The sequence below is a fragment of the Anoxybacteroides rupiense genome, from assembly GCF_014196195.1.
In the GTDB taxonomy this organism is placed as follows: domain Bacteria; phylum Bacillota; class Bacilli; order Bacillales; family Anoxybacillaceae; genus Anoxybacteroides; species Anoxybacteroides rupiense.
On record NZ_JACIDF010000015.1, the window covers coordinates 1 to 21,786 of the forward strand.

The 21,786-nt window shown below is 40.9% G+C and carries 23 protein-coding genes and 2 tRNA genes; all 25 read right to left on the bottom strand.

The window, feature by feature from the left end; genetic code table 11:
* Positions 1-350: 350 nt before the first annotated feature.
* Positions 351-1,835: a lysine--tRNA ligase gene (gene lysS / locus GGQ95_RS16805; RefSeq protein WP_080859996.1), complete on the bottom strand. Its 1,485-nt coding sequence runs from the start codon at positions 1,833-1,835 to the stop codon at positions 351-353.
* Between the two features lie 84 nt (positions 1,836-1,919).
* The gene (gene dusB, locus GGQ95_RS16810) at positions 1,920-2,921 is read right to left on the bottom strand and encodes a tRNA dihydrouridine synthase DusB (RefSeq protein ID WP_183187192.1); all 1,002 of its coding nucleotides are present in this window, start codon (positions 2,919-2,921) and stop codon (positions 1,920-1,922) included.
* On the bottom strand, positions 2,914-3,156 hold the full coding sequence (locus GGQ95_RS16815) for a helix-turn-helix domain-containing protein (RefSeq protein ID WP_066151163.1): 243 nt from the start codon (positions 3,154-3,156) through the stop codon (positions 2,914-2,916). The genes dusB and GGQ95_RS16815 overlap by 8 nt, the downstream gene beginning before the upstream one ends.
* Positions 3,108-3,635 carry a 2-amino-4-hydroxy-6-hydroxymethyldihydropteridine diphosphokinase gene (gene folK, locus GGQ95_RS16820; protein WP_066151165.1) on the bottom strand — a complete coding sequence of 176 codons (528 nt, stop codon included), beginning with the start codon at positions 3,633-3,635 and terminating at the stop codon, positions 3,108-3,110. The genes GGQ95_RS16815 and folK overlap by 49 nt, the downstream gene beginning before the upstream one ends.
* The gene (gene folB / locus GGQ95_RS16825; protein ID WP_066151252.1) at positions 3,636-3,995 is read right to left on the bottom strand and encodes a dihydroneopterin aldolase; all 360 of its coding nucleotides are present in this window, start codon (positions 3,993-3,995) and stop codon (positions 3,636-3,638) included.
* Complete coding sequence (gene folP, locus GGQ95_RS16830) at positions 3,988-4,821, bottom strand: dihydropteroate synthase (RefSeq protein ID WP_159719166.1); 834 nt, start codon at positions 4,819-4,821, stop codon at positions 3,988-3,990. The genes folB and folP overlap by 8 nt, the downstream gene beginning before the upstream one ends.
* Positions 4,818-5,696: an aminodeoxychorismate lyase gene (gene pabC, locus GGQ95_RS16835; RefSeq protein WP_183187193.1), complete on the bottom strand. Its 879-nt coding sequence runs from the start codon at positions 5,694-5,696 to the stop codon at positions 4,818-4,820. Before pabC ends, folP begins: the two co-directional genes overlap by 4 nt.
* A gap of 3 nt (positions 5,697-5,699) precedes the next feature.
* Positions 5,700-6,278, bottom strand: coding sequence for an aminodeoxychorismate/anthranilate synthase component II (gene pabA / locus GGQ95_RS16840; protein ID WP_183187194.1), 579 nt, complete (start codon positions 6,276-6,278; stop codon positions 5,700-5,702).
* Positions 6,279-6,284: 6 nt separating this feature from the next.
* Positions 6,285-7,700 carry an anthranilate synthase component I gene (gene trpE / locus GGQ95_RS16845; RefSeq protein ID WP_183187195.1) on the bottom strand — a complete coding sequence of 472 codons (1,416 nt, stop codon included), beginning with the start codon at positions 7,698-7,700 and terminating at the stop codon, positions 6,285-6,287.
* A 98-nt stretch (positions 7,701-7,798) separates the two neighbouring features.
* On the bottom strand, positions 7,799-8,725 hold the full coding sequence (gene cysK, locus GGQ95_RS16850; protein ID WP_066151178.1) for a cysteine synthase A: 927 nt from the start codon (positions 8,723-8,725) through the stop codon (positions 7,799-7,801).
* Positions 8,726-8,812: 87 nt separating this feature from the next.
* Positions 8,813-9,703, bottom strand: a complete 891-nt coding sequence (gene hslO / locus GGQ95_RS16855; protein WP_183187196.1) for an Hsp33 family molecular chaperone HslO — start codon at positions 9,701-9,703, stop codon at positions 8,813-8,815.
* A gap of 15 nt (positions 9,704-9,718) precedes the next feature.
* Positions 9,719-10,492: a type III pantothenate kinase gene (locus GGQ95_RS16860; RefSeq protein WP_183187197.1), complete on the bottom strand. Its 774-nt coding sequence runs from the start codon at positions 10,490-10,492 to the stop codon at positions 9,719-9,721.
* Between the two features lie 194 nt (positions 10,493-10,686).
* A complete protein-coding gene (gene ftsH / locus GGQ95_RS16865) occupies positions 10,687-12,579 on the bottom strand; it encodes an ATP-dependent zinc metalloprotease FtsH (RefSeq protein ID WP_044743283.1) in 1,893 nt (630 codons plus the stop codon).
* Positions 12,580-12,670: 91 nt separating this feature from the next.
* The gene (gene hpt / locus GGQ95_RS16870) at positions 12,671-13,216 is read right to left on the bottom strand and encodes a hypoxanthine phosphoribosyltransferase (RefSeq protein ID WP_044743282.1); all 546 of its coding nucleotides are present in this window, start codon (positions 13,214-13,216) and stop codon (positions 12,671-12,673) included.
* Positions 13,217-13,238: 22 nt separating this feature from the next.
* Positions 13,239-14,630: a tRNA lysidine(34) synthetase TilS gene (tilS, locus tag GGQ95_RS16875; RefSeq protein WP_066151185.1), complete on the bottom strand. Its 1,392-nt coding sequence runs from the start codon at positions 14,628-14,630 to the stop codon at positions 13,239-13,241.
* An 86-nt stretch (positions 14,631-14,716) separates the two neighbouring features.
* The gene (gene prkT / locus GGQ95_RS16880) at positions 14,717-15,700 is read right to left on the bottom strand and encodes a serine/threonine protein kinase PrkT (protein ID WP_082063646.1); all 984 of its coding nucleotides are present in this window, start codon (positions 15,698-15,700) and stop codon (positions 14,717-14,719) included.
* On the bottom strand, positions 15,666-16,406 hold the full coding sequence (locus GGQ95_RS16885; RefSeq protein ID WP_044743279.1) for a VWA domain-containing protein: 741 nt from the start codon (positions 16,404-16,406) through the stop codon (positions 15,666-15,668). The genes prkT and GGQ95_RS16885 overlap by 35 nt, the downstream gene beginning before the upstream one ends.
* A gap of 61 nt (positions 16,407-16,467) precedes the next feature.
* Positions 16,468-18,945: a stage II sporulation protein E gene (gene spoIIE, locus GGQ95_RS16890; protein ID WP_183187198.1), complete on the bottom strand. Its 2,478-nt coding sequence runs from the start codon at positions 18,943-18,945 to the stop codon at positions 16,468-16,470.
* A gap of 196 nt (positions 18,946-19,141) precedes the next feature.
* Positions 19,142-19,213 (bottom strand) — tRNA-Glu (locus GGQ95_RS16895).
* 12 nt (positions 19,214-19,225) lie between these two features.
* Positions 19,226-19,299: transfer RNA gene (locus GGQ95_RS16900), tRNA-Met, on the bottom strand.
* Between the two features lie 307 nt (positions 19,300-19,606).
* Positions 19,607-20,005, bottom strand: a complete 399-nt coding sequence (locus GGQ95_RS16905) for a S1 domain-containing RNA-binding protein (RefSeq protein ID WP_066151188.1) — start codon at positions 20,003-20,005, stop codon at positions 19,607-19,609.
* 115 nt (positions 20,006-20,120) lie between these two features.
* The gene (locus tag GGQ95_RS18740) at positions 20,121-20,492 is read right to left on the bottom strand and encodes an FtsB family cell division protein (protein ID WP_080859981.1); all 372 of its coding nucleotides are present in this window, start codon (positions 20,490-20,492) and stop codon (positions 20,121-20,123) included.
* A gap of 17 nt (positions 20,493-20,509) precedes the next feature.
* Positions 20,510-21,121 carry a spore cortex biosynthesis protein YabQ gene (gene yabQ, locus GGQ95_RS16915; RefSeq protein WP_080859979.1) on the bottom strand — a complete coding sequence of 204 codons (612 nt, stop codon included), beginning with the start codon at positions 21,119-21,121 and terminating at the stop codon, positions 20,510-20,512.
* On the bottom strand, positions 21,118-21,420 hold the full coding sequence (gene yabP / locus GGQ95_RS16920; protein ID WP_044742018.1) for a sporulation protein YabP: 303 nt from the start codon (positions 21,418-21,420) through the stop codon (positions 21,118-21,120). Before yabP ends, yabQ begins: the two co-directional genes overlap by 4 nt.
* A gap of 73 nt (positions 21,421-21,493) precedes the next feature.
* The gene (locus GGQ95_RS16925; protein WP_066151198.1) at positions 21,494-21,772 is read right to left on the bottom strand and encodes an RNA-binding S4 domain-containing protein; all 279 of its coding nucleotides are present in this window, start codon (positions 21,770-21,772) and stop codon (positions 21,494-21,496) included.
* Between the last annotated feature and the right edge of the window lie 14 nt (positions 21,773-21,786).

Sequence of the window (21,786 nt, forward strand, 5' to 3'; positions counted from 1 at the left end):
TAGGCACGCCGCCAGCGTTCGTCCTGAGCCAGGATCAAACTCTCCAAAAGAAAGTTGATTGGCTATTATTTAAATTTCGGTTGACCATACCGAAATTTTTCGATTAACGCTTCGTTTTGTTCAGTTTTCAAAGAACATTTATCTTATCGCTCACAGGCGACTTTATCAATATAACATTTGTCTTTTAGCTTGTCAACTACTTTTTTAACTATTCATTACTGTTTTTGATCGACTAAAAGCGACGTTTTTTAATATATCACTTGCACGAAAATAAATCAATAGTTTTTATTAAAAAAATAAATTAAAATCCCCCATGAATTCCTTTCACAGGGGATTTTTTAGTATAACTTTTATCTATTACGCATTTGCGGAAATAGTAATACATCACGAATCGATGGTGAATTAGTCAACAACATAACTAATCTGTCGATTCCTATTCCTAATCCACCTGTTGGTGGCATCCCATATTCTAGAGCCTCAATAAAATCTTCATCCATCTCGTGTGCTTCATCGTTGCCTTGCTCACGCTCTTTAAGCTGTGCCTCGAATCTCTCTCTTTGATCGATTGGATCGTTTAATTCTGTGAATGCATTAGCATGCTCACGCCCTACAATAAACAGCTCAAAACGATCAGTGAATCGAGGATCTTCCGGATTTTTCTTCGCTAGCGGAGAAATCTCCACTGGATGACCATAAATAAAAGTCGGCTGAATGAGTTTATCTTCTACCTTTTGCTCGAAAAACTCATTGACAATATGACCAAATGTCATATGTGGCGCTACCTCCACGCCATGTTGTTTTGCCAATTCGCGAGCTTGCTCATCCGTCATTTGCCGCCAAAAATCTACTCCCACATATTCTTTAATAGCATCCACCATGTGAAGCCGTTTCCATTGTGGGGTTAAGTCTACTTCGTGCTCTCCGTATTGAATTTTTGTTGTACCTAGTACTTCTTGAGCGATATGGGCAATCATATTTTCCGTCAGGTTCATAATATCTTGATAATCCGCATACGCTTCATATAACTCAAGCATCGTGAATTCTGGATTATGTCGTGTAGAAACTCCTTCATTGCGGAATACACGGCCAATTTCATATACTTTTTCTAATCCACCTACAATAAGCCGTTTCAAATGCAATTCAATGGCAATCCGCATATATAGCGGAATATCTAGAGCATTATGATGCGTAATAAACGGACGCGCCGCTGCTCCTCCAGCGATGGAATGCATCATCGGTGTCTCTACTTCCAAATATCCATGAGTATCTAAATAACGACGCATCGATTGAATAATTAAACTACGAGTAATAAATGTATTTTTGCTTTCTGGATTTACAATTAAATCCAGATAACGCTGACGATAACGCTGTTCAATATCCTTCAAGCCATGATATTTTTCTGGAAGAGGCCGCAAAGACTTTGTTAGCAACTCATAAGCGGATACTTTAATCGACAATTCGCCTACTTTAGTTTTAAAAACGGTTCCTTGAACACCAACGATATCTCCTAGATCGGAAGTATCAAATATTTCATATTGTTCTTCACCAACATCATCTTTTCGCACATAAATTTGAATTTGACCTGTCAAATCTTGAATATGGGCAAATCCAGCTTTTCCTTTTCCCCTTTTTGTCATAATGCGGCCTGCAATGGCTACCTGGATATTCTTTTCTTCCAATTCTTCTTTTGATAAACCTCCATATAATTCAAAAAGCTCTTCGGCTTTATGCGTGCGTTCAAATCGTTTTCCAAATGGGTCAATACCCTTCTGTCTTAGTTTGCTTAGTTTTTCTCGACGTACTCGTAATTGGTCATTCAATTCTTCGTGACTCATATTCCATTCACTCCATTTTTTAATTTATTAAAAATACTGTCAGCAAAGGCTGACAGTAAATAGTCATGACATATATTCCTTCACTTACACAGCCTGCGCATCACTCTGTTGTTTTGCTTCTACTTCTTCAACGAACTGTCTTAAAAGATTGACCAGCTCTTCCCGAGTATTGCATTCGTTAATGGCATTTCTTACCCTTGCATTTCCACGTACGCCTTTTAAATACCAAGCGGCGTGTTTGCGCATTTCTTTGACCGCAATATGCTCATTTTTTAAAGCAATGAGACGATCTAAATGCAAAATGCACACATCTATTTTTTCTCGGACAGATGGCTCTGGTATCAATTCTCCAGTTTCTAAATAGCGAACTGTTCGATAAATCATCCATGGATTTCCCAAAGCAGCACGACCGATCATAACGCCGTCAACGCCTATTTCATCAAGCATTGTTTTGGCATCTTGAGGAGTTTGTACGTCTCCATTTCCAATCACCGGAATATTAACAGCTTCTTTTACCTGTTTAATGATATTCCAATCTGCTTTTCCTTCGTACATTTGCACTCTTGTTCTCCCGTGAACAGCAACAGCCTTGCCGCCTGCGCGCTCTACTGCTTGGGCATTTTCCACTGCATAAATATGATCTTCGTCCCAGCCGATACGCATTTTTACTGTTACAGGTTTTTCAACCGCATCGACGACAGCACTTACGACATCATAAATTTTATTCGGATCTAGCAACCATTTAGCTCCAGCGTCGCATTTTGTGATTTTTGGAACAGGACATCCCATATTAATATCAATAATATCAGCATTTGTATTTTTATCGACAAATTTCGCTGCCTCGACAAGCGTTTCCTTCTCTCCGCCAAAAATTTGCAAACTTAGCGGCTTTTCACGTTCATCAATATAAAGCATATTTAATGTTTTTTCATTATTGAACAAAATTCCTTTATCACTGACCATTTCTGCACAGACCAACCCCGCACCAAATTCCTTCACCGTCAGGCGGAACGCAGAATTACACACTCCTGCCATTGGCGCTAGAACAACACGGTTATTGATCTGAACATCACCAATTTTAAACATTTCTTGCCCTCCTTTCTTCTCCCGCTATGATCTCTGGTGGCGAGAGCTCCTCAACCGTAATGTTTAAGCATTGAGCTACCATTTGTAAAAACTGTTCTGTCGGCAGGCGATTGCCTCGTTCAATTTCCCCTAAAACCGATACAGAAATGCCCAACTGTTTGGCAAATCTCTCTTGTGTGTAGCCTTTTAGCTTTCGAAAAGCGCGAATACGTCTCCCCCACTTTTCTGCTTCCATAAATATACCCCTTCTTTATTTAATAATTGATCTATACATAACGATAAATCACCATTCAAATTTGGAATGTATATTTTCTCATTAAGCTCAAACAACGGAACTAATACAAACGCTCTTTCTGCCATTCGCGGATGCGGAATGGTAAGTTGTTCTGTTTCAATATTTTCACGATTATATAATAAAATGTCAAGGTCTATCGTACGCGGTCCCCAACGAATCTCTCGTTTTCGCCCAAGCTCCTGCTCAATTTTTTGCGTTTCTTCCAATAGTTCAAAAGGAGATAGCGATGTTTGAATTTGCACAACCATATTTAAAAACTTGTTCTGTTGGATGTAGCCAACCGGATCCGTTTCATAAATAGAGGAAGTTTGAATAACAGAGATTTGCGGATGTTCCGCTAGTTTTTGAACAGCTTTGTATAAATAAAGAATACGTTGTCCAATATTAGATCCCAAGGCAATATATGCGCAGTTTTCCATTTAACGTCTCCTTACTATTTCTACCGCTACAGATTGGTAATGGCCTTTAATAGGCGGATTCGGCTTCACAACTTTGACCGTGCATTGCAGAATCGAAGAAAACGCAGATAAAACATGGCAAGCAATTTGTTCCGCCACCGCCTCAATCAGTTTAAAGCGCTGCTCCTCCACGATTTCACGGCATATTTCATATAGAGCGGCATAATTAATCGTATCATCTAAACAATCGCTTTCTCCTGCTTTTTTCAAGTCAGTCTCAATCACTAAATCAACTATAAATCGCTGCCCCAATCTATTTTCTTCTGGGATGGCCCCGTGATATCCATAAAACTCCATTGCGTTTAGATAAATTTTATCGATGGCCATCGCCCCCTTTCCCTATCATGGCATCCATCATTTTTGCCATTCTAGCGATCGGCTGAACATCGTGAATACGAACGATGTGAACCCCTTTCGCAATCCCTAAACAAATCGTGGCTCCCGTCCCTTCCATACGCTCATGGACTGGCAAATCAAGAACATGGCCGATAAATGATTTTCGCGATGTTCCTAATAACAATGGATAGCCTAATTGTACAAACTTGTCCAAATGTCTCATGACTTGCAGATTATGCTCAGCTGTTTTTGCAAATCCGATGCCCGGGTCTAAAATAATATTTTCGTCCTTCACCCCAGCTTTTTTGGCTAACTCCACACTTTCCAACAGATCAGAAATCATATCGTTAATTAAGTCTCTATAATCTACTTGATGGCGATTATGCATTAAAATAATCGGCACTTGATAATGAGCAGCTACTTCTGCCATTTTCGTATCGGCTTTAGCCCCCCATATATCGTTAATTATATGCGCTCCCGCCTCAATAGCTTGCTTCGCTACTTCTGCCTTGTAAGTGTCTACAGAAATAGGAACCTTTATTTCATTGGCCAACGCTTTTATTACAGGTATCACTCGTTTTAATTCTTCTTCTAGTGCTACTTTCTCAGCTCCGGGGCGCGTCGATTCCCCCCCAATATCAATAATATCTGCTCCAGCATCTACCAATTGCTTGGCATGTTCAACAGCGCGATCGATTGCATTAAATTTTCCTCCATCCGAAAATGAATCAGGTGTTACATTTAAAATTCCCATGATGATTGTTTTTTGCTTTATATCAAGTGTATACGGTCCACACTGAATCACATTCATTGTTCCATACTGATCCTTTCTGTTAATTGATATCTTGTCCATAAAGAATGTGTGAAGCAAGCATAATGGGCCTTCAAAGATTGAACAAAGACGCCGCGTTCACCCGGATAAACGAAATGATCGATTCGCGAAACGGGAACAATTTCTTGAATTGAGTTCGTTAAAAATACCTCTTCTGCTTGTTCTAAATCCTTTAAGGTGTAAAGTCCTTCTTCACAGCGAATTCCTGATGCGCCGAGCATAGCCATGATAAACTGTCGTGTAACTCCATTTAAAATTCCTGTTTCCAGCGCTGGAGTATATACAATTCCGTCTTTCACCCAAAACAGATTGGAGACAATTCCTTCAGCAAGAAAGCCATAATCATTCAGAAAAATCCCTTCCATGTGAGGATGGTTTCTCATCTCGCGCTTACCAAGCACATTATTAAAATAATGATGCGATTTAAGACGCGTTTCTCCCTCGGGACTATTTCTCCTTGTTTTTAAAATGGTACACATTTTTTCTTTTACAGCTATTTCCGGCAATGATTTCATATATACAATAACAGTCGGCTCAGTATATGCATCAGTTTGCAAACCAATATCGCCAATTCCCGCTGAGATATTTAAGCGAATATAAGCATCTTCTAAGCGATTAGCTGCTAATAGCTGCTGAATGATTGCGATTGTCTCTTCCCGGCTAACTGAAAAACGGATTTGCATATCCACTAAACTTTTATGAAGGCGTGCAAGATGGTCATCCAGCAAAAACGGATGACCATTATAAGTACGAAAGGTTTCAAAGACCCCCAATCCATACATAAAACCGTGATCAAATGGCGAAATACGGGCCTGTTCATTCGGAATAACTTCACCATTTATATATACATACATGGATTACCGATTCCTTTTATATGTTTGAATAAAATTGTTCAAAAGCTCCATCCCATATACAGTCATGATCGACTCAGGATGAAACTGAACCCCCTCTATAGGCAGCGTTTTATGACGAATTGCCATAATCTCGTCGTCTTCTGTCCACGCTGAAATGTCGAAGCATTCAGGCAATGTTTCCTTTTTTACAATTAATGAATGATAGCGGGTAGCTGTAAATGGATTTGGAACCCCCGAAAAAATCGTTTTTCCATCATGTAAGATTTGTGATGTTTTTCCATGCATCAGCTTTTCCGCACGAACCACTTCCCCGCCAAACACTTGTGCAATGGATTGATGGCCGAGACACACTCCGAAAATAGGAATTTTGCCAGCGAAGTGCTCAATGGCTGCCAAGCTGACCCCCGCTTCATTCGGACTGCATGGCCCAGGCGAGATCATTAGAAAATCAGGATTCAATTGTTGTATGCCCTGCACATCGATCTCATCATTTCGTTTGACAATTAACTCCTCACCTAATTCTCCTAAATATTGAACTAAATTGTACGTAAATGAATCATAGTTATCGATCATTAAAATCATCTTTTCTCACCTCGTCATAAATAATCGCTCTGCTTCGCTCATCTCTTTTGCTTGCCACAGGGCTCTTGCTTTTTTCAAACATTCTTTGTATTCATGCGGTGGCCGAGAATCAATGACAATCCCGGCGCCAGCTTGTACGTGCGCCATCCCGTCTTTGGCGATCATGGTTCGAATCGCAATATTAAACTCCATATCTCCATTAAAGCCGATCCAGCCAATTGATCCGGTATAGATTCCACGTCGCACTGGCTCTAATTCCTCAATGATTTCCATCGTGCGCACTTTTGGAGCGCCGGTAATCGTCCCGCCTGGAAACACGGCCTCTATCACATCAAAAACGTCTTTTTCCTTTTTCATTTCTCCTGATACATGCGATACAATATGCATGACATGAGAATATGTCTCAATGGTCATCCATTCATCTACTTTTACTGTACCATATTTGCATACTCTACCTAAATCATTGCGCTCTAAATCAACAAGCATGAGATGTTCTGCTCGCTCTTTCTCGTTTTCTAACAACTTATTAGCGATTTGTTGATCCTTCTCCGCTGTACTGCCTCGCGAACGTGTCCCCGCAATCGGTCTTGTACTCAAACGAGATTTTCGCTTTTTTATAAGCAATTCTGGTGAGCCGCTCACCACCTGAAATTCCGGAAAATGAAGATACCCCATATATGGAGAAGGATTTAACAGACGCAGCTTTTCATAAATGTGAAATGGATGTGTGAACAAAGGCTTGGATTGCCGCACTGACAGGTTGACTTGAAACACATCTCCTTGCCCGATATATTGCCGAACTTTTTCAACCGCCTCCATAAACTCCGTTTCTGTCATGGAAACAGATTCGCTTTGCGCCTTTGGAGTAAAAAACCACCCATTCGGCTGCTTGCTCTCCTGTAACCATAAGAATTCATAAAGCGAAAGACGCTTTTGTGCATCTTCGTGTTCTTCCTCTACATAATGAACAATGAGATGCAGAGCTTGTTCCTCATGATCATAAACAACAATATCGTCAAAAATTAAAAAATAAAGATCTGGAACTTTAAGATCATCCTCTGCTTGGGAAGGAAGGCGTTCGATATAGCGGACACAATCATAGCTAAAATAGCCCATCAATCCCCCTTGAAAATCGGGACCATCATCATCAAAATCCGTCTTCCATTGCGAAAACCATCGCTTTAGCAAATGTAACGGATTTCCTTGTAGCTTCAGTTCTTCTCCTCGATAGCGAAGCAAAAGCTCCTGTCCGCTTCCTTGTACCATTCCGGCTGGGCGCAAGCCGATAATGCTGTAACGCCCTGAACGTCCACTTTCTAGCAAAATATGATAAGGCTCATCTTGTGCGAGCCATTGATATTGTTTGAACCACTCCTTATGCTGATAAGCAATCTTTTTTTTGAGTATTCGCCTCAGTCTCATAAAAGGTCCATACCTCCCTTCCTTTGTTGCACCATACTTATTGTACTATAAAAAAATTTCGACAGGGAGTATTCCCTGCCGAGATATGCGACTTTTCATTATTCTTCGAATTGATATAGCGCTGTACTTAAGTAACGCTCTCCATTACTTGGAACAATTGCCAATACTTTTTTTCCTTTTCCGAGCTGCTTGGCTACCTTTAGAGCTGCATGGATAGCTGCCCCTGATGAAATGCCTCCTAAAATCCCTTCTTCGCGGGCAGCGCGGCGAGCAGTCTCAAATGCTTCCTCTGTCTTTACAGCAATGACTTCGTCGTAAATATCTGTATTTAAAATATCTGGGACAAATCCAGCGCCAATGCCTTGGATTTTATGCGGTCCCGGTTTTCCTCCTGATAACACAGGAGAATCTGCAGGCTCTACTGCATAAATTTTAATATTTGGGTAGGCTTCACGCAGTACCTCGCCAGCTCCTGTAATCGTTCCACCAGTACCGATTCCAGCAATAAACGCATCCAGCTGATCGCCCATTTGTTCTACAATTTCTTTTCCTGTCGTAATTCGATGGATTTCCGGGTTCGCTTCGTTTTTAAATTGCTGTGGCATAAAATAGCCGTGTTCTTTAGCCAACTCTTCCGCTTTGTTGATCGCTCCTCGCATTCCTTCACTGCCTGGTGTCAATATAAGCTCCGCACCATATGCCCGCAATAGATTACGCCGTTCCAAGCTCATTGTATCAGGCATGACCAGAATGGCTTTATATCCTTTCGCAGCCGCTACCATCGCTAAGCCAATTCCAGTATTGCCGCTTGTCGGCTCAATAAGTGTATCTCCTGGCTTTAGCTTTCCTTCTTTTTCAGCGGCTTCAATCATTGCTAAAGCAATACGGTCTTTCACGCTGCTGCCTGGATTCATAAATTCCAGCTTTACGTATACATCTGCGCTGTCTTCGTCCACGATGCGATTTAATTTTACTGCTGGTGTGTCTCCGATTAATTCTGTAATAGAGTTTACTGCACGTGCCATTTTTTATCCACCCCTAATCCCGAGTAATTTTATAGAATTTGTTTAAAATTTATCAACTATTTTCTCAATTGTCAATTATTTAATTTTTTACTCGGTCGACGATTCAGCCATTTTCTTTAATTCATATAGCTCCCGTGTTGTAAAATGATACGCCTCATTGCAAAAATGGCACATTGCCTCAGCCTGCCCTTCTTCATCAATAATCGCTTGAATCTCTTCGGGGCCTAAGCTGATAAGGGCATTTGCAATTCTTTCTCGTGAACAGCTGCATACAAAAGCAACAGGAAGAGTTTCAAGAATTTTTACATTTCCTTTGCCTAACAATTCTTCTAAAATCTCTTCAGGAGTCGCTCCTTTTTCAATCATTTTTGAAACCGGAGGAATGGCTTGAAGCCTTCGTTCAATTTCATGAATCGTTTGTTCTTCTGTATTAGGCATCAGCTGAATAATAAATCCGCCGGCTGCTAGGATTGTATGATCAGGGTTTACAAGCACCCCAACTCCAACAGAGGAAGGCACCTGCTCAGACGAAACAAAATAGTATGTGAAATCCTCTCCAAGCTCTCCAGACACAAGAGGAACTTGACCTGTGAAAAAATCACGCAGCCCTAAATCTTTCACAATCGTCAACGTTCCGTTTGTCCCTACTGCTCTGGCTACATCTAATTTGCCGTACTGATTTAAGTCAAAATGGACTTGCGGATTGGTCACATACCCTCTGACTTCTCCCTGGGCATTGCTGTCAACCATAATGGCGCCAAGTGGGCCCCCTCCCTCGATTTTAATGGTGAGCTTGCTATTTCCTTTTAGCATCGCTCCCATCATAACACCGGCTGTCATAGCGCGGCCAAGAGCGGCAGAAGCCGTTGGCCATGTCTGATGACGTCGCTGTGCCTCTCCAACGGTCGTTGTGGTTCGTACTGCATACGCCCTTACTTGTCCATCATAAGCCAAAGCTTTTACTAAGTAGTCTGACATTTCATTCACCTTTTCTTATTTTTTATCTGCATTTTTTATATAAAGGAGTTGCAGTCCTTTTAATGTTAAAAATGGATCAACGATATCAATTACGTTCGATTCGTTGGCAATCAAAGAAGCCAACCCTCCAGTTGCAATCACCTTCGGAGGAATGGCACTTTTTTCTTTCATCCGTGATACAATGCCTTCGACCTGTCCAACATAACCATATAGTATACCAGCCTGCATCGCACTGACGGTATTTTTCCCAATAATATCATCTGGACGCGCAATTTCAATCCTTGGCAATTTAGCAGCACGAGAATACAAAGCTTCTGTTGAAATCGTGATTCCCGGAGCAATCGCTCCTCCCATATATTGTTTATGTTCATTGATATAGCAATATGTTGTGGCAGTTCCAAAGTCAACGATAATTAACGGGCTCCCATAAAGGTGGATACCCGCAACAGCATTGACAATGCGGTCTGCCCCTACTTCTTTCGGATTATCATATTTAATATTGAGTCCTGTCTTAATTCCTGGTCCAACAATGAGTGGTTTAATATGAAAATATTTGTGACACATTCGTTCAAGCGCAAACATGATCGGCGGCACAACAGAAGAAATAATAATTCCATCAATATCAGAAAAATGAAGATCGACATGATTAAGGAGTGCTTTAATCGTCATTCCATATTCATCTTCTGTTTTTCCCCTGCTTGTTTCAATACGCCAATGATGCTTTAGCTCATCTCCATCATATACCCCTAATACAGTATTAGTATTTCCGACATCTAACACAAAAATCATCGCTTCATCCCCACTTTTCACACATTCTTGCCTTTCCATCATACCATAAGAATAGAAAAATTGCCTGCAAGGTAAGAAGCACGCAAAGTGTCCATCGATGGCGCTTGAAGCTAGACAGCGCCTTACTTCTAAAAAAAGAACGAGCGGTAATTTCTGATATGATGAAAAAAGATGCCTCTGTAAAAAGAGACATCTTATTCTTCTTCTTTCTTTGTATGAATATTTACTTTTACGTCTTCTTGTTGCTCTCCATTTCCCGTACGATTCGGAAGCGTTCCATGCTCAAAAAGATGTTTAATTTGCTCTGCATCTAACGTTTCCACTTGGAGTAATGTTTGGGCAATAAGCTCTAGTTTATCCCGTTGCTCTGTTAGGATATTTTTGGCTTTATCATAGCATTCCTTAATAATTCGCTGGATTTCTAAGTCAATTTCATATGCGATTTGATCGCTATAGTTTTGCTCACTATGCAAATCGCGGCCTAAAAACACTTGGCTATGAGACTGGCCGAACTGCATTGGGCCAAGCTTATCGCTCATTCCGAACTCTGTTACCATCCGACGAGCAATGTTTGTCGCACGCTGAAAATCGTTATGGGCTCCTGTGCTCACTTCATCAAAGACGATTTCTTCAGCGACACGGCCGCCCAGCAAGCCAGTAATTTTATCTAACAACTCTGGCTTGGTCATAAAGTAACGATCTTCTTTTGGCAACATTACCGCATAGCCACCTGCTTGCCCGCGTGGCACAATGGTTACTTTATGAACCATTTCCGCATCAGCTAATACCATGCCGATAACCGTATGTCCCGCTTCATGGTAAGCAACAATGCGACGCTCTTTCTCAGAAATCACGCGGCTCTTTTTCGCCGGCCCGGCGATGACGCGATCGGTAGCTTCGTCAATATCGCTCATATCAATTTTCTTTTTGTTTTGCCGCGCAGCTACGAGAGCTGCTTCATTGAGCAAATTCTCTAAATCAGCGCCAGAAAATCCTGGAGTGCGCATAGCAATGGCTTTTAAATCAACAGATTCATCCAATGGTTTGTTGCGGGCATGGACTCGCAACACCGCTTCACGCCCTTTCACATCCGGGCGATCTACCGTGATTTGACGGTCAAAGCGGCCCGGGCGCAGCAATGCTGGATCAAGAATGTCTGGACGGTTCGTTGCCGCAATAATAATAATGCCTTCATTGCCGCTAAATCCATCCATTTCCACAAGCAATTGGTTCAGCGTTTGCTCGCGTTCATCATGTCCACCGCCAAGCCCCGCACCACGCTGACGACCGACCGCATCGATTTCATCAATAAAAATAATACAAGGCGCATTCTTTTTCGCAGTTTCAAACAAATCACGCACGCGTGATGCACCGACACCTACAAACATTTCTACAAAGTCCGAACCGCTGATGGAGAAAAACGGAACTCCTGCTTCTCCAGCTACCGCACGAGCTAACAACGTCTTCCCTGTACCAGGAGGTCCAACAAGCAGCACTCCCTTTGGAATGCGAGCACCCAACTCGGCAAATTTTCTCGGGTCTTTTAAAAATTCCACAATCTCTACAAGTTCCTGCTTCTCTTCATCTGCGCCAGCCACATCGCGGAAGCGCACTTTTTTCTTTTCTTCGTTATAAAGTCTTGCGCGGCTTTTTCCGAAATTCATTACTCGGCTGCCGCCGCCTTGCGCTTGATTCAGCAAGAAGAAAAATAAAATGAAAATGATAACAAACGGAATAATCGACGTAAAGAACGTCACCCAACCGCTTGTTTCATCCGCCGGCATCACTTCTACTCTCGTCCGTTTAGCCGCCGCGTCAATACGGTTTAAAACAGGATCACTGTTCATTACATACGTAGAAAAATACTGGCCTTCACGATAGTCTTTTAGCTGACCTCTAATCTCGTATACGCCACGTTCCGGCTTCATGGAAAACGTTTTGACATCACCGTTTTCTAGATGGGTAATAAAAGCATCGTATGTCATCGGTTCAGTCCGCTGGTTGCTCCCATTAAAGAAGCTGACAACGCCAATGACCACGAGAAAAATTAGTAAATAAAATATCGTATTACGGAAGATCCGATTCATTTCTTGCCTCCTCCCATATGAAACACGCTATATTCAATAGTACCATAGAAAATCATTCCAACACAACCAATTCACCGTATGGACTGCCGCTTTATTTGCTGTATACTTCAGGCTTTAACACACCGATATAAGGAAGGTTGCGATATTTTTCACAATAGTCTAGCCCATACCCCACCACAAACTCATCCGGAACGACAAAGCCAACATAATCTGCTTCAATATCTGCTTTTCGTCCAGCTGGTTTATCTAAAAGCGTCACAATCTTGATCGATTTTGCTTTGCGGTAGCGGAACAGCTCTACCAAGTAACTCAGGGTCAGACCGCTGTCAATAATGTCCTCGATAATTAAGATGTCACGTCCTTCAACAGACGTATTCAAATCTTTTAAGATTTTGACTTCTCCAGATGACACCGTCGCATTTCCATAGCTAGACACATCCATAAAATCCATTTCTAAGTATGTATCAATATGCTTTAGCAAATCCGACATGAAAGGCATTGCCCCCTTTAACACGCCCACAGCCAGCGGAAACCGTCCGTCATATTCCTCTGTAAGCAGTTTACCTAGCTCCTTTACCTTTTCCTGTATTTGTTCCTGTGTCACTAAAACTTTTTGAATATCTTGATTCATCCCCATTTTCTTTTTTCCTCCTAGATGTTCATTGCTCTTTATAGTGTAATACAAGATATCGCATTTTTGTAACATCAGTTGCTTCAAAAGCGGATTTTTTTAGCTTTGGAAGCCACAAAATTCTCCCTTGTCCATCTTCAAGTACAGGCCAGCTATCTCGTTCATGCAAAGGGATTTTTTTTTCAATAAAAATATCCTTGATTTTTTTTGTTCCCTTCATCCCTTTTAATGTCATGCGATCACCCTTGCGCCTTGTTCGCACACGCAGAGGAAGTTCAAGCGTTTCTGGATCTAGAACCAGTATGGCATTTCCTTTTCGCTCCCTCGGATAGTGTTCCCAAAATTCGCTTATGATTGCACATCCATTTGGCAAATACAACGTTGTTGGTATGGCTGCATCAAATTCGACCATATAAGCCCCTGTTTTCTTTTCTTGGAACGTGAAGGTACAGCTATCATAAGAACGAATGATTTTTAGACCATTTGGAAAATCCAGCCTGCCTGAAGGATGGTTATTGTTTAAAATGGCTAACACATTTTTTATATGTAACGAGGACAAAGAGGAAGGCTTTCCATCATAAAGACAGTTCAATATTAGTTGAATCCCTCTTCTTTGTAAAGGCTTAGGCATCGCTTGAAACGGCTGAATCCGCAAAGTAATTTCGTCAGATTGCTTTTCCATTACCTTATTCATCGCTTGCTCCGTTAATTCCTCTAAAAAGGCTTCATCCTCCATCATCGTTTCACTATAATATTGAAACCGTTCATGGACACGCGGATTTTCTTTTTTCAAAAAAGGAAGGAGCACGTGGCGAAATCGGTTTCTTGTATAGCTATCTTTCGTATTGCTTTCATCGTAGCGAGGCTGAAGGCCATGATCATAACAGTATGCTTCAATATCATCCCGACTGATGCATAAAAATGGACGGATGATATAACCATCGTGAAATGGCCGCTTAACCGGAATCCCGGCATATCCCTTCTGGCTACTTCCACGAACAAGCCTCATTAAAATTGTTTCAATTTGGTCGTCACCATGATGCGCCAACGCTACATAAGAAGCAGAATGCTTCTCCATGATTTCCTGAAAAAAACGGTAACGGCATATGCGAGCTGCCTCCTGTACACCTATCTTGGTCTGACGTTGGAAAGAAGGAACGTCAATTTGTGTTGCCTCACATATAATACCGAACTGAGCGCAAAAATGTTTCACAAAATTCATATCTTCTTCTGATTGTAGACCGCGAAACATATGATCTACATGAGCAGCAACAAGCTTGATTTTCCATTCATGTCGAATAGTATAAAAAAAATGTAGCAAAGCAAGAGAATCAGGTCCACCTGATACACCAACTACAACAGTCGAATTCGGCTCAAGCAGCTGATGCGTCTGAATAAAGGAACGGACGGTCGAAAGCATATAGCAAAAACCCTCTTCTATCAATTTTCTTCATTATTTATCGTATCATTAATGAAATATTTTCTCAAAAAAGAAGGTTTGTCAATTTAAAGAACTTGTCCATATAAGTATAGTACGTATACGAATAATAAAATGGCAGCAATAAATGCCGTTTCAATCACTCCTCCTCGCCGCTTTTTTGCTTTCCGCCGTTTTTTCCTGCTTCTTGATGAAGGAATTGTTTGGGGAGGAACATGCTTTTCTTTTGGCGGGAGATCAGAATGATGAATAGCTGCTACCAGATCTCGTTTCATTTCAATCGCTTGCTTATAGGTTCCATCAATCGCTTTCATAAGGGCTTTGCGATATTTTCGCAATGTCGCATCCGCTTCAATCATAGATAGTAACTGCTGACGCGCATTTTCCTTTTTGGTAAATTGTGTAGGATAGCAAACATGAATCATCATCATTGCGACTGCGAATAGATCATAAGCAGGGTCTGCTTTTCGTGAACCAAGTCCCCAATATCCCCGATCATAAAATTCAGTAAATTCTTTAATTGCTCTTCCTTGCAAAGTCGTACCGCCAACATCAAGTAGCCGAATAGTTGGTGGCATTCCTGCCACTAGCAAATTCTCTGGTTTTAAATCTCCAAATACCCAGCCTTCTTTATGCAGCTTATCTAATGCAGATAGCAATTGCAAAATTAAAATGATCATCCATTCTTTTCCTCTTTTTTTAATAAAGGAAAAGAACTCCTCTCCTTTAATATATTCCATTACATAAAAAGGAGTCAGGCGATTGGTAGAGGGATCAAGCCAGTCATCCACGTCTAGCAAAGAAGGCCCAAGGGCGGCTCCTTGGACCTTGGAAAAACGTTTTAATACATTTACTTCAGATAAAATGGTGGTGTTATTATCACTTAATTTAATCGCCACAAGCCCCTTTTGGCTTTCCGCCAAATAAACAACCCCATTTGCTCCGTTGCCGAGCAGCTTAATCATTTTGTATGCTTTGCGATGCCATTTTCCCGTAATAATCGTTCCAGTCGGCAGCTTACATAGATGATTCTTCAAAGTATGATTCATCACCAGAGATCAAACTCCTTAAGGAACGTTTTTTATTGAAGTAGTAGGAAACCGCTTCACGTAATGCAGGACCTGTCGGTGTAAGTCCTCCAGACGTTAATTTCGGAAATACGGACGATAGTGCCTCCAGATTAGGTGTCCAGTCCATCACTTTTTCTACATTTCCTTGTTTCCCAGGAAATACGAAAACAGAGAATTGGTTATCTCCGGTACGGGCATTTAAGCTCAACGATAAATCAAATAATGCTTCTTTGACTGTTGGCAGCTTGGTTTTCATGCTTCCGCTTGTGTCTATTAATATTAAAACTTCCAATTCAATCGTTTCGCCGAGTTCATCGACAACTTCCATGACTTCTCCGCGCTTTTCTGGAGGCAGATCCTCTAACGATGTATCGGAACCTAAAATCTGCTTTAGCTCTTTATTAACCACTCCTTGCAATGTTTGTGTCATCGCTTTTCGTGTGACCATTTGCACGGTTTGTGATAGCTGTTTAGCATAAACAACCTGACTAACTCCACCTCCCGCCATTGCAATTCCTTCTATTTCACGCAAGCCGTTTTCATCAATCGTATCTTGATCAAGCACACCAATGACATTGACTGTAATTCCCTGCTCCTTAGCTAGAGAAGCCATTGCGATCGGATCTTCTCCGTGGTTGGAGCAACCATCCGTAATTAATAAAATTTGCCGTAATGTTCCTTTTCGCACCTTTCATTCCCCTCCTCAAATGATGTATTACCATCATCGACGGAATGAAAGAATTTTATACTTATTGAGCTTTTTTCGCATACATATAAGCCGGAATCGTTGCCCATTTTGGCGTATTATGCTTAATCTTAGCTACGATTACGGTCATATCATCCTCGATTTTTCCAGAACGAGTTCGAATCACCTCTTCCATGATTAAATCCGCTACTTCTTGTGGATCATTGGTTTGCAATTCGGTAATTTTTCGTTTCATCCATAGCTCATGATTCTCGACATGGGAAGGCCCTTCAAATACTCCATCGCTCATCATAATTAATAGATCGCCCGCTTTTAATTGCTCGCTAACCATTTCAAATTCGAATTCTTTAATAATTCCTATTGGTAAATTGCTTGATTCAATTTTTATCACTTTATTTCCTCTTTTAACAAAACTAGGAATAGAGCCGATTTTCAAAAATTTCGTGGCCGCATTTTGCAGATCAATAATCGCTAAATCAAGTGTTGAAAAAATTTCATCCGTCGTTCTCAGTGAAAGAATCGAATTAATCGACTTAATGGCTACTGTTTCATCAATACCTGTTTGTAAAATTTTTTGCAATAACCGAAGCGTTTCATTGCTTTCATTATGCGCTCTTTCTCCATTCCCCATCCCATCGCTGATTGCAATCGCATATTTTCCTGCGCCAAGCTCAATCATGGAATAACTATCACCAGAAACAAATCCCCCTCCTTTTGCTGCAAACGCTACCCCTGTTTCGACAACAAAAGCTTTCGTTGATCCGAATGCAACACGGCAATATCCATTTGGATAGGCGGCACACTCCTCTCTTTTGACAACAATGGTTTCATCTAAAATATCAGAAAGCATCGGCGCGATTAATTTTTCACATTCCCCTCGCCCCTCGCAATATGGAATGCTCATCTCAATATCAATATTTCCTTTTTCCAAACTATAAATATCAACATGCCCCACCTCGATGCCAAACTCCTGCAACGCGTGGAAAATTTGTTCCTCCTGTAAATAATGATTTTCGCGCTCCCGTTGAATCTCTTTAGCGAAATCTTCCATAACTTGCGAAACTCCCATAAGTTGTTCAGCCACAAGCTTGCGGCTCTCTTGAATTTGCTTTCGCAGTTTTTGATTAGCTTGATAAATCGCAACATCCTTTTCCATCACTTCAACCATTTTTTTGGCCTTCATGCAGTAGCGATCCCATTCACGCAAAAGTTTATGGTTTTGCATGAGATTTCCTGTCTCAGCCTCTGTCATAATCTGTTTCATATAATCATATGTTGTATCAAACTGCTGAGACCAGCATTGTTCTTTCCTAAAGCATGTTTGGCATGTTTTCTCAGCAATATTGCTAAGGAAATAGTCAACCTCTCTTTCGCTATATTCATGATCTGAAAGAAGCCGATCGCTAGAAAAGCTGTTAGCCAATGCCTGAAACACACGGGAAAATTGCGAAACTCTCTGAGCAGTCACATCGCGCACTTTCCGTACATATTGCTGTTGTTCATTCATATACTCGACAGTGCCAGGTACATACTTGGCTACCTTTTCTATTAACGAGCTAGGAGTAAGCAGAAACAACAATGTCGCAACGCAAGATTCCAATATGGTTGGAACGACATCCATTTTTCCGTTTCCATACAATCCGATCAATAAAGTAGCAACAAGCATTCCAAAAGCCGCACCAATTTTCTTGCCTTCTTTCAATAAGCCGCCTAAAAGCCCAGCAAATGCAAGCAATCCCATTTCATATAAATTGTCCACATTCGCTAAGCTTAAAATCAGTCCTGTTACTACTCCTACTGTCGAACCAACTGTTGTACCTGCCACAAAAGCAAATAGTAATACGAGATAACGGGATAAAATATACTCAGCAGATAAATCAGATAGCTGCCAGCCAATCGTACCTGTTAGCATCGAAGCAAGTAAAATAACGAGAGAAATAATTTCCTCAGACCTTAATGATTGCTTATATTTTTGCATTGTTAACAGAGGAATGCTTTGCAGAAAAATCAGAGTAAGGACAAACCCAAGACCAGCTTCAATCAAAGCCATGATATTTTCGTACATTGTCGGTGTACCCGATAAAAGGTAAATAACCGCCAATTTTGTAGAAAAAGAGAGACAAAATACAACAACAGGGAGCGTTTTCAGTGATTCATCAAAAAATTTCTTAATGAATGGATAGAGCAGCAAAAAGCTAACCATCCCTCCCAAAACAAACAGCGCCGTTTCAAACGATACCGTTAGTGATCCTGCTACTAAAGCAATAAATGCTAACCCTGCTTTTTCACGGCGCATCATATAAACAGACACAAAAAATGGCAAAGCAAATGGAATCAGCTTTGATAAAATGAGCGCGCGCCCAAGCAAAAAACCAATGACTAATAATAGAAATCCTTTATGAATAAACAAATGCCCTAACCTTAATTTCAAATGCTTCGTCCAACGTGAGAAAATAGCTGGTGTGTTGTTAAGCGGCACCTCTGAAATTTGGTTGATTAAACGACTTTCAATTCTTTCCACTTCCGAACCACTCCTTTGTTTTTTCTATTAGCCCTATTATATCTCCTGAATTATCAAAAATTTGTCAAAAAAGGAACGCTGTATAAAAAACTGTTCGACGAATTTCATGCTCACTTGCCATAATGATACAGGCTCTGCCTTGTTTGAAAAAAATAAAAAAGGATGCTTCCTATTGCTAGGAAGCATCCTCCTGTAGTGACCCGTACGGGATTCGAACCCGTGTTACCGCCGTGAAAGGGCGGTGTCTTAACCACTTGACCAACGGGCCTTATTTTTATGATAGCGGCGGAGGGAATCGAACCCCCGACCTCACGGGTATGAACCGTACGCTCTAGCCAGCTGAGCTACGCCGCCATATAACGACAATTATAATTTTAATTTTCTATTTTTCTTTTGTCAACATTTTTTTATCTATTTTTGAATGTAAAAAGGAATATGGCCACCGTTCTGCCTTGCCTGTACTTACATAACAAGCATCGCTGTCTATCGCATGACGATCCCTGTATTCTTTGACAAAACGAGCGACATTTACACACGTCAGCCACTTGAGTTTGTATGACCATCATCAGATGCGACATAGAAAAAGCATCCATCAGCTGGATGCTTCTATACGTTCACCATTTACTTATCTGCCCGATTATTATGGTAATTCAGCAGCAAGTCAACCGCGTCTCGCGCCACGACCTCCTCGTTTTGATTCAGTATGACGTTTTAGAGAGGCTAAACGATCTTCGCTTTCTTTTAAAAAGCGGCTGATTTTTTGTTCGAAACTCTCTTTTGTGGCACGATCATTCACTTTCGTACGCGGGCGCTGTGAAGACTGCGATTCTTTTGCCTTTTTAATCGACAAGCCGATTTTTCCGTCTTTTTCAACATTAATGACTCTGACATCTACCACATCGCCGACTTTAAGATGGTCATTAATATCTTTTACATAATTATCGGCTACTTCGCTAATATGCACCAAGCCTGTTACGCCGTCTGGCAGCTCCACAAACGCTCCGAATTTTGTAATTCCCGTTACTTTGCCTTGTAACTTGCTGCCTACTTCAATTGACATAAAAAAAGTGCTCCTCCTTAATCATTAAAAAAGTAAAAATTATTTTCTTTATTATAACGAATGCGAAAAACAGGTGTCAATAAGCTCAATGCCCATGTCTTGAGGGATTCGCTGATTATTTTTTCGGAACAGCAAATATGATTTCCCCTTCTTTTGATAAATAATACTTTTTTCTGGCCAGTTCCGCAATATAGTCATCGTCATGAAGCTTTTTAATTTCGTCCTCCAATTGCTTTTGCTGCTTCTCCAACGCTTTTAATTGTTTCTCGAGCTTCTGCTGCTCTTTTACCTTCGCCTCAATATCGGCGGACTGAGAGTGGAGAGAATATAAAAATACAGTGGACAGCGCCATGAGCACCGCACATAAAAAAGCAAAACGAATAACAACCATACGCCGTCTTTTTGCCGTTTTCCTTTCTTTTTCTTCGTGTGCTAGAGCATATGAAGAATGAAGCTTTGTCACATTGTTTTTATGTAAAGCACTCACATTTTATACCTCCACTCCTATTTTCGGAATTTAGAGCTCCTTTTTATGATGATATTCTTGACTCTTTGCACAACTCCTGCCGCCCAATCAAAAAATTTAGCTATTGTCTCTCTTTGCTTAAGCGGAACCATCATCCAAAGCCATTTTATCAGCCAAAAAACAGGCATTAGCAAAAAAATAACACAACGATAGAGCAGTTTACATGTCGAAAGAATCAATTTCCATATCACAAGCAAAAGCAGCAGTAATAGATGCAGAAGCCCTTGTATAGGGCGAACCACTATATAATAGCATGTCCTGACAAAAAAGCGGAACAATGCTGTAAAAAAGCGAATTAACATTTCTAATAGCCGCAAATATAGGCTGCGCAACAAGCTTTGATAAGCGGCATAACCACATAAAATAGCTAAAAAAATATAAACTCGCAGTTCCCCTTCATTAACAAGCAGCAATACATAAAAAATAATGAGACCTTGGAGGAGCCAGAATAAAACATCATTAATAAAAACGATGAAACGAGCCCGCTTCCGGCGTTGTAAAAAGCGGCTATATGTGTCGATCGACAGGCCGAGCCAGCCGCCCATTCCAATCATAGCAAGCATCGTTTCGAGTTGAGTGGTTACACTCATTTGAACAACTTGCTAAAGAATCCTTTAGCTTTCTCCTGATGATGTTCATCTAAATAAATCAAATCGAAAATTTTCCCCTTGATGGAAACAATTCCTTTATCAACATCTAAGTTTTTCATTTGCAAGTTTTGTCCCCGAATAGACAAAAATCCCATCACTGTTTCCAACAAAAACTCTTCGCTGTCAAAGCTTTCTACCTGCTTGACACCCGTAATATCTAAAAGCCGGCGCCCCCGCATCACCACATCATGCTCTTGCACAGCTCCTTTATTGTTCATTCCTTCGTAATGTTGGCTCATATTCATCCCCCGCAATCATCTCACATTTGTACCATATGTATGAATGCGAGGGACATTTTAGAACAAGCTATCATCATTCATTTTGTGGGAGTTCCTCTTCGATACGCTCTTCCTTTATAATTTCATAAAGCTGCGACGCTTCTTCTTTTTTTGTCGTTTCTTTTAAATCAGTAATTTTAACAGTCAATTTTTTCTGTCCAAATTGAATCGTCACTTCATCCCCTATTTTCACTGTTGAGCTAGCCTTTGCAATGGTATCGTTGATCGCGATACGCCCTTGCTCTGCCACTTCTTTCGCTAATGTCCGCCTTTTAATAAGGCGTGATACCTTCAAAAACTTATCAAGCCGCATTAGCCGTCCTCCTT

What these genes read in the sequence shown, in the direction of transcription:
- GGQ95_RS16860 (WP_183187197.1), bottom strand. Translation starts at nt 10,492, where the DNA reads ATGATTTTTGTGTTAGATGTCGGAAATACTAATACTGTATTAGGGGTA.
- folP (WP_159719166.1), bottom strand. Translation starts at nt 4,821, where the DNA reads ATGAATGTGATTCAGTGTGGACCGTATACACTTGATATAAAGCAAAAA.
- dusB (WP_183187192.1), bottom strand. Translation starts at nt 2,921, where the DNA reads ATGTTTAAAATTGGTGATGTTCAGATCAATAACCGTGTTGTTCTAGCG.
- GGQ95_RS16925 (WP_066151198.1), bottom strand. Translation starts at nt 21,772, where the DNA reads ATGCGGCTTGATAAGTTTTTGAAGGTATCACGCCTTATTAAAAGGCGG.
- hpt (WP_044743282.1), bottom strand. Translation starts at nt 13,216, where the DNA reads ATGGGGATGAATCAAGATATTCAAAAAGTTTTAGTGACACAGGAACAA.
- tilS (WP_066151185.1), bottom strand. Translation starts at nt 14,630, where the DNA reads ATGCTTTCGACCGTCCGTTCCTTTATTCAGACGCATCAGCTGCTTGAG.
- folK (WP_066151165.1), bottom strand. Translation starts at nt 3,635, where the DNA reads ATGGAAAACTGCGCATATATTGCCTTGGGATCTAATATTGGACAACGT.
- GGQ95_RS16815 (WP_066151163.1), bottom strand. Translation starts at nt 3,156, where the DNA reads ATGGAAGCAGAAAAGTGGGGGAGACGTATTCGCGCTTTTCGAAAGCTA.
- lysS (WP_080859996.1), bottom strand. Translation starts at nt 1,835, where the DNA reads ATGAGTCACGAAGAATTGAATGACCAATTACGAGTACGTCGAGAAAAA.
- GGQ95_RS16905 (WP_066151188.1), bottom strand. Translation starts at nt 20,005, where the DNA reads ATGTCAATTGAAGTAGGCAGCAAGTTACAAGGCAAAGTAACGGGAATT.
- trpE (WP_183187195.1), bottom strand. Translation starts at nt 7,700, where the DNA reads ATGAGACTGAGGCGAATACTCAAAAAAAAGATTGCTTATCAGCATAAG.
- cysK (WP_066151178.1), bottom strand. Translation starts at nt 8,725, where the DNA reads ATGGCACGTGCAGTAAACTCTATTACAGAATTAATCGGAGACACACCA.
- ftsH (WP_044743283.1), bottom strand. Translation starts at nt 12,579, where the DNA reads ATGAATCGGATCTTCCGTAATACGATATTTTATTTACTAATTTTTCTC.
- yabP (WP_044742018.1), bottom strand. Translation starts at nt 21,420, where the DNA reads ATGAGCCAACATTACGAAGGAATGAACAATAAAGGAGCTGTGCAAGAG.
- pabA (WP_183187194.1), bottom strand. Translation starts at nt 6,278, where the DNA reads ATGATTTTAATGATCGATAACTATGATTCATTTACGTACAATTTAGTT.
- pabC (WP_183187193.1), bottom strand. Translation starts at nt 5,696, where the DNA reads ATGTATGTATATATAAATGGTGAAGTTATTCCGAATGAACAGGCCCGT.
- yabQ (WP_080859979.1), bottom strand. Translation starts at nt 21,121, where the DNA reads ATGAGTGTAACCACTCAACTCGAAACGATGCTTGCTATGATTGGAATG.
- hslO (WP_183187196.1), bottom strand. Translation starts at nt 9,703, where the DNA reads ATGTCAGACTACTTAGTAAAAGCTTTGGCTTATGATGGACAAGTAAGG.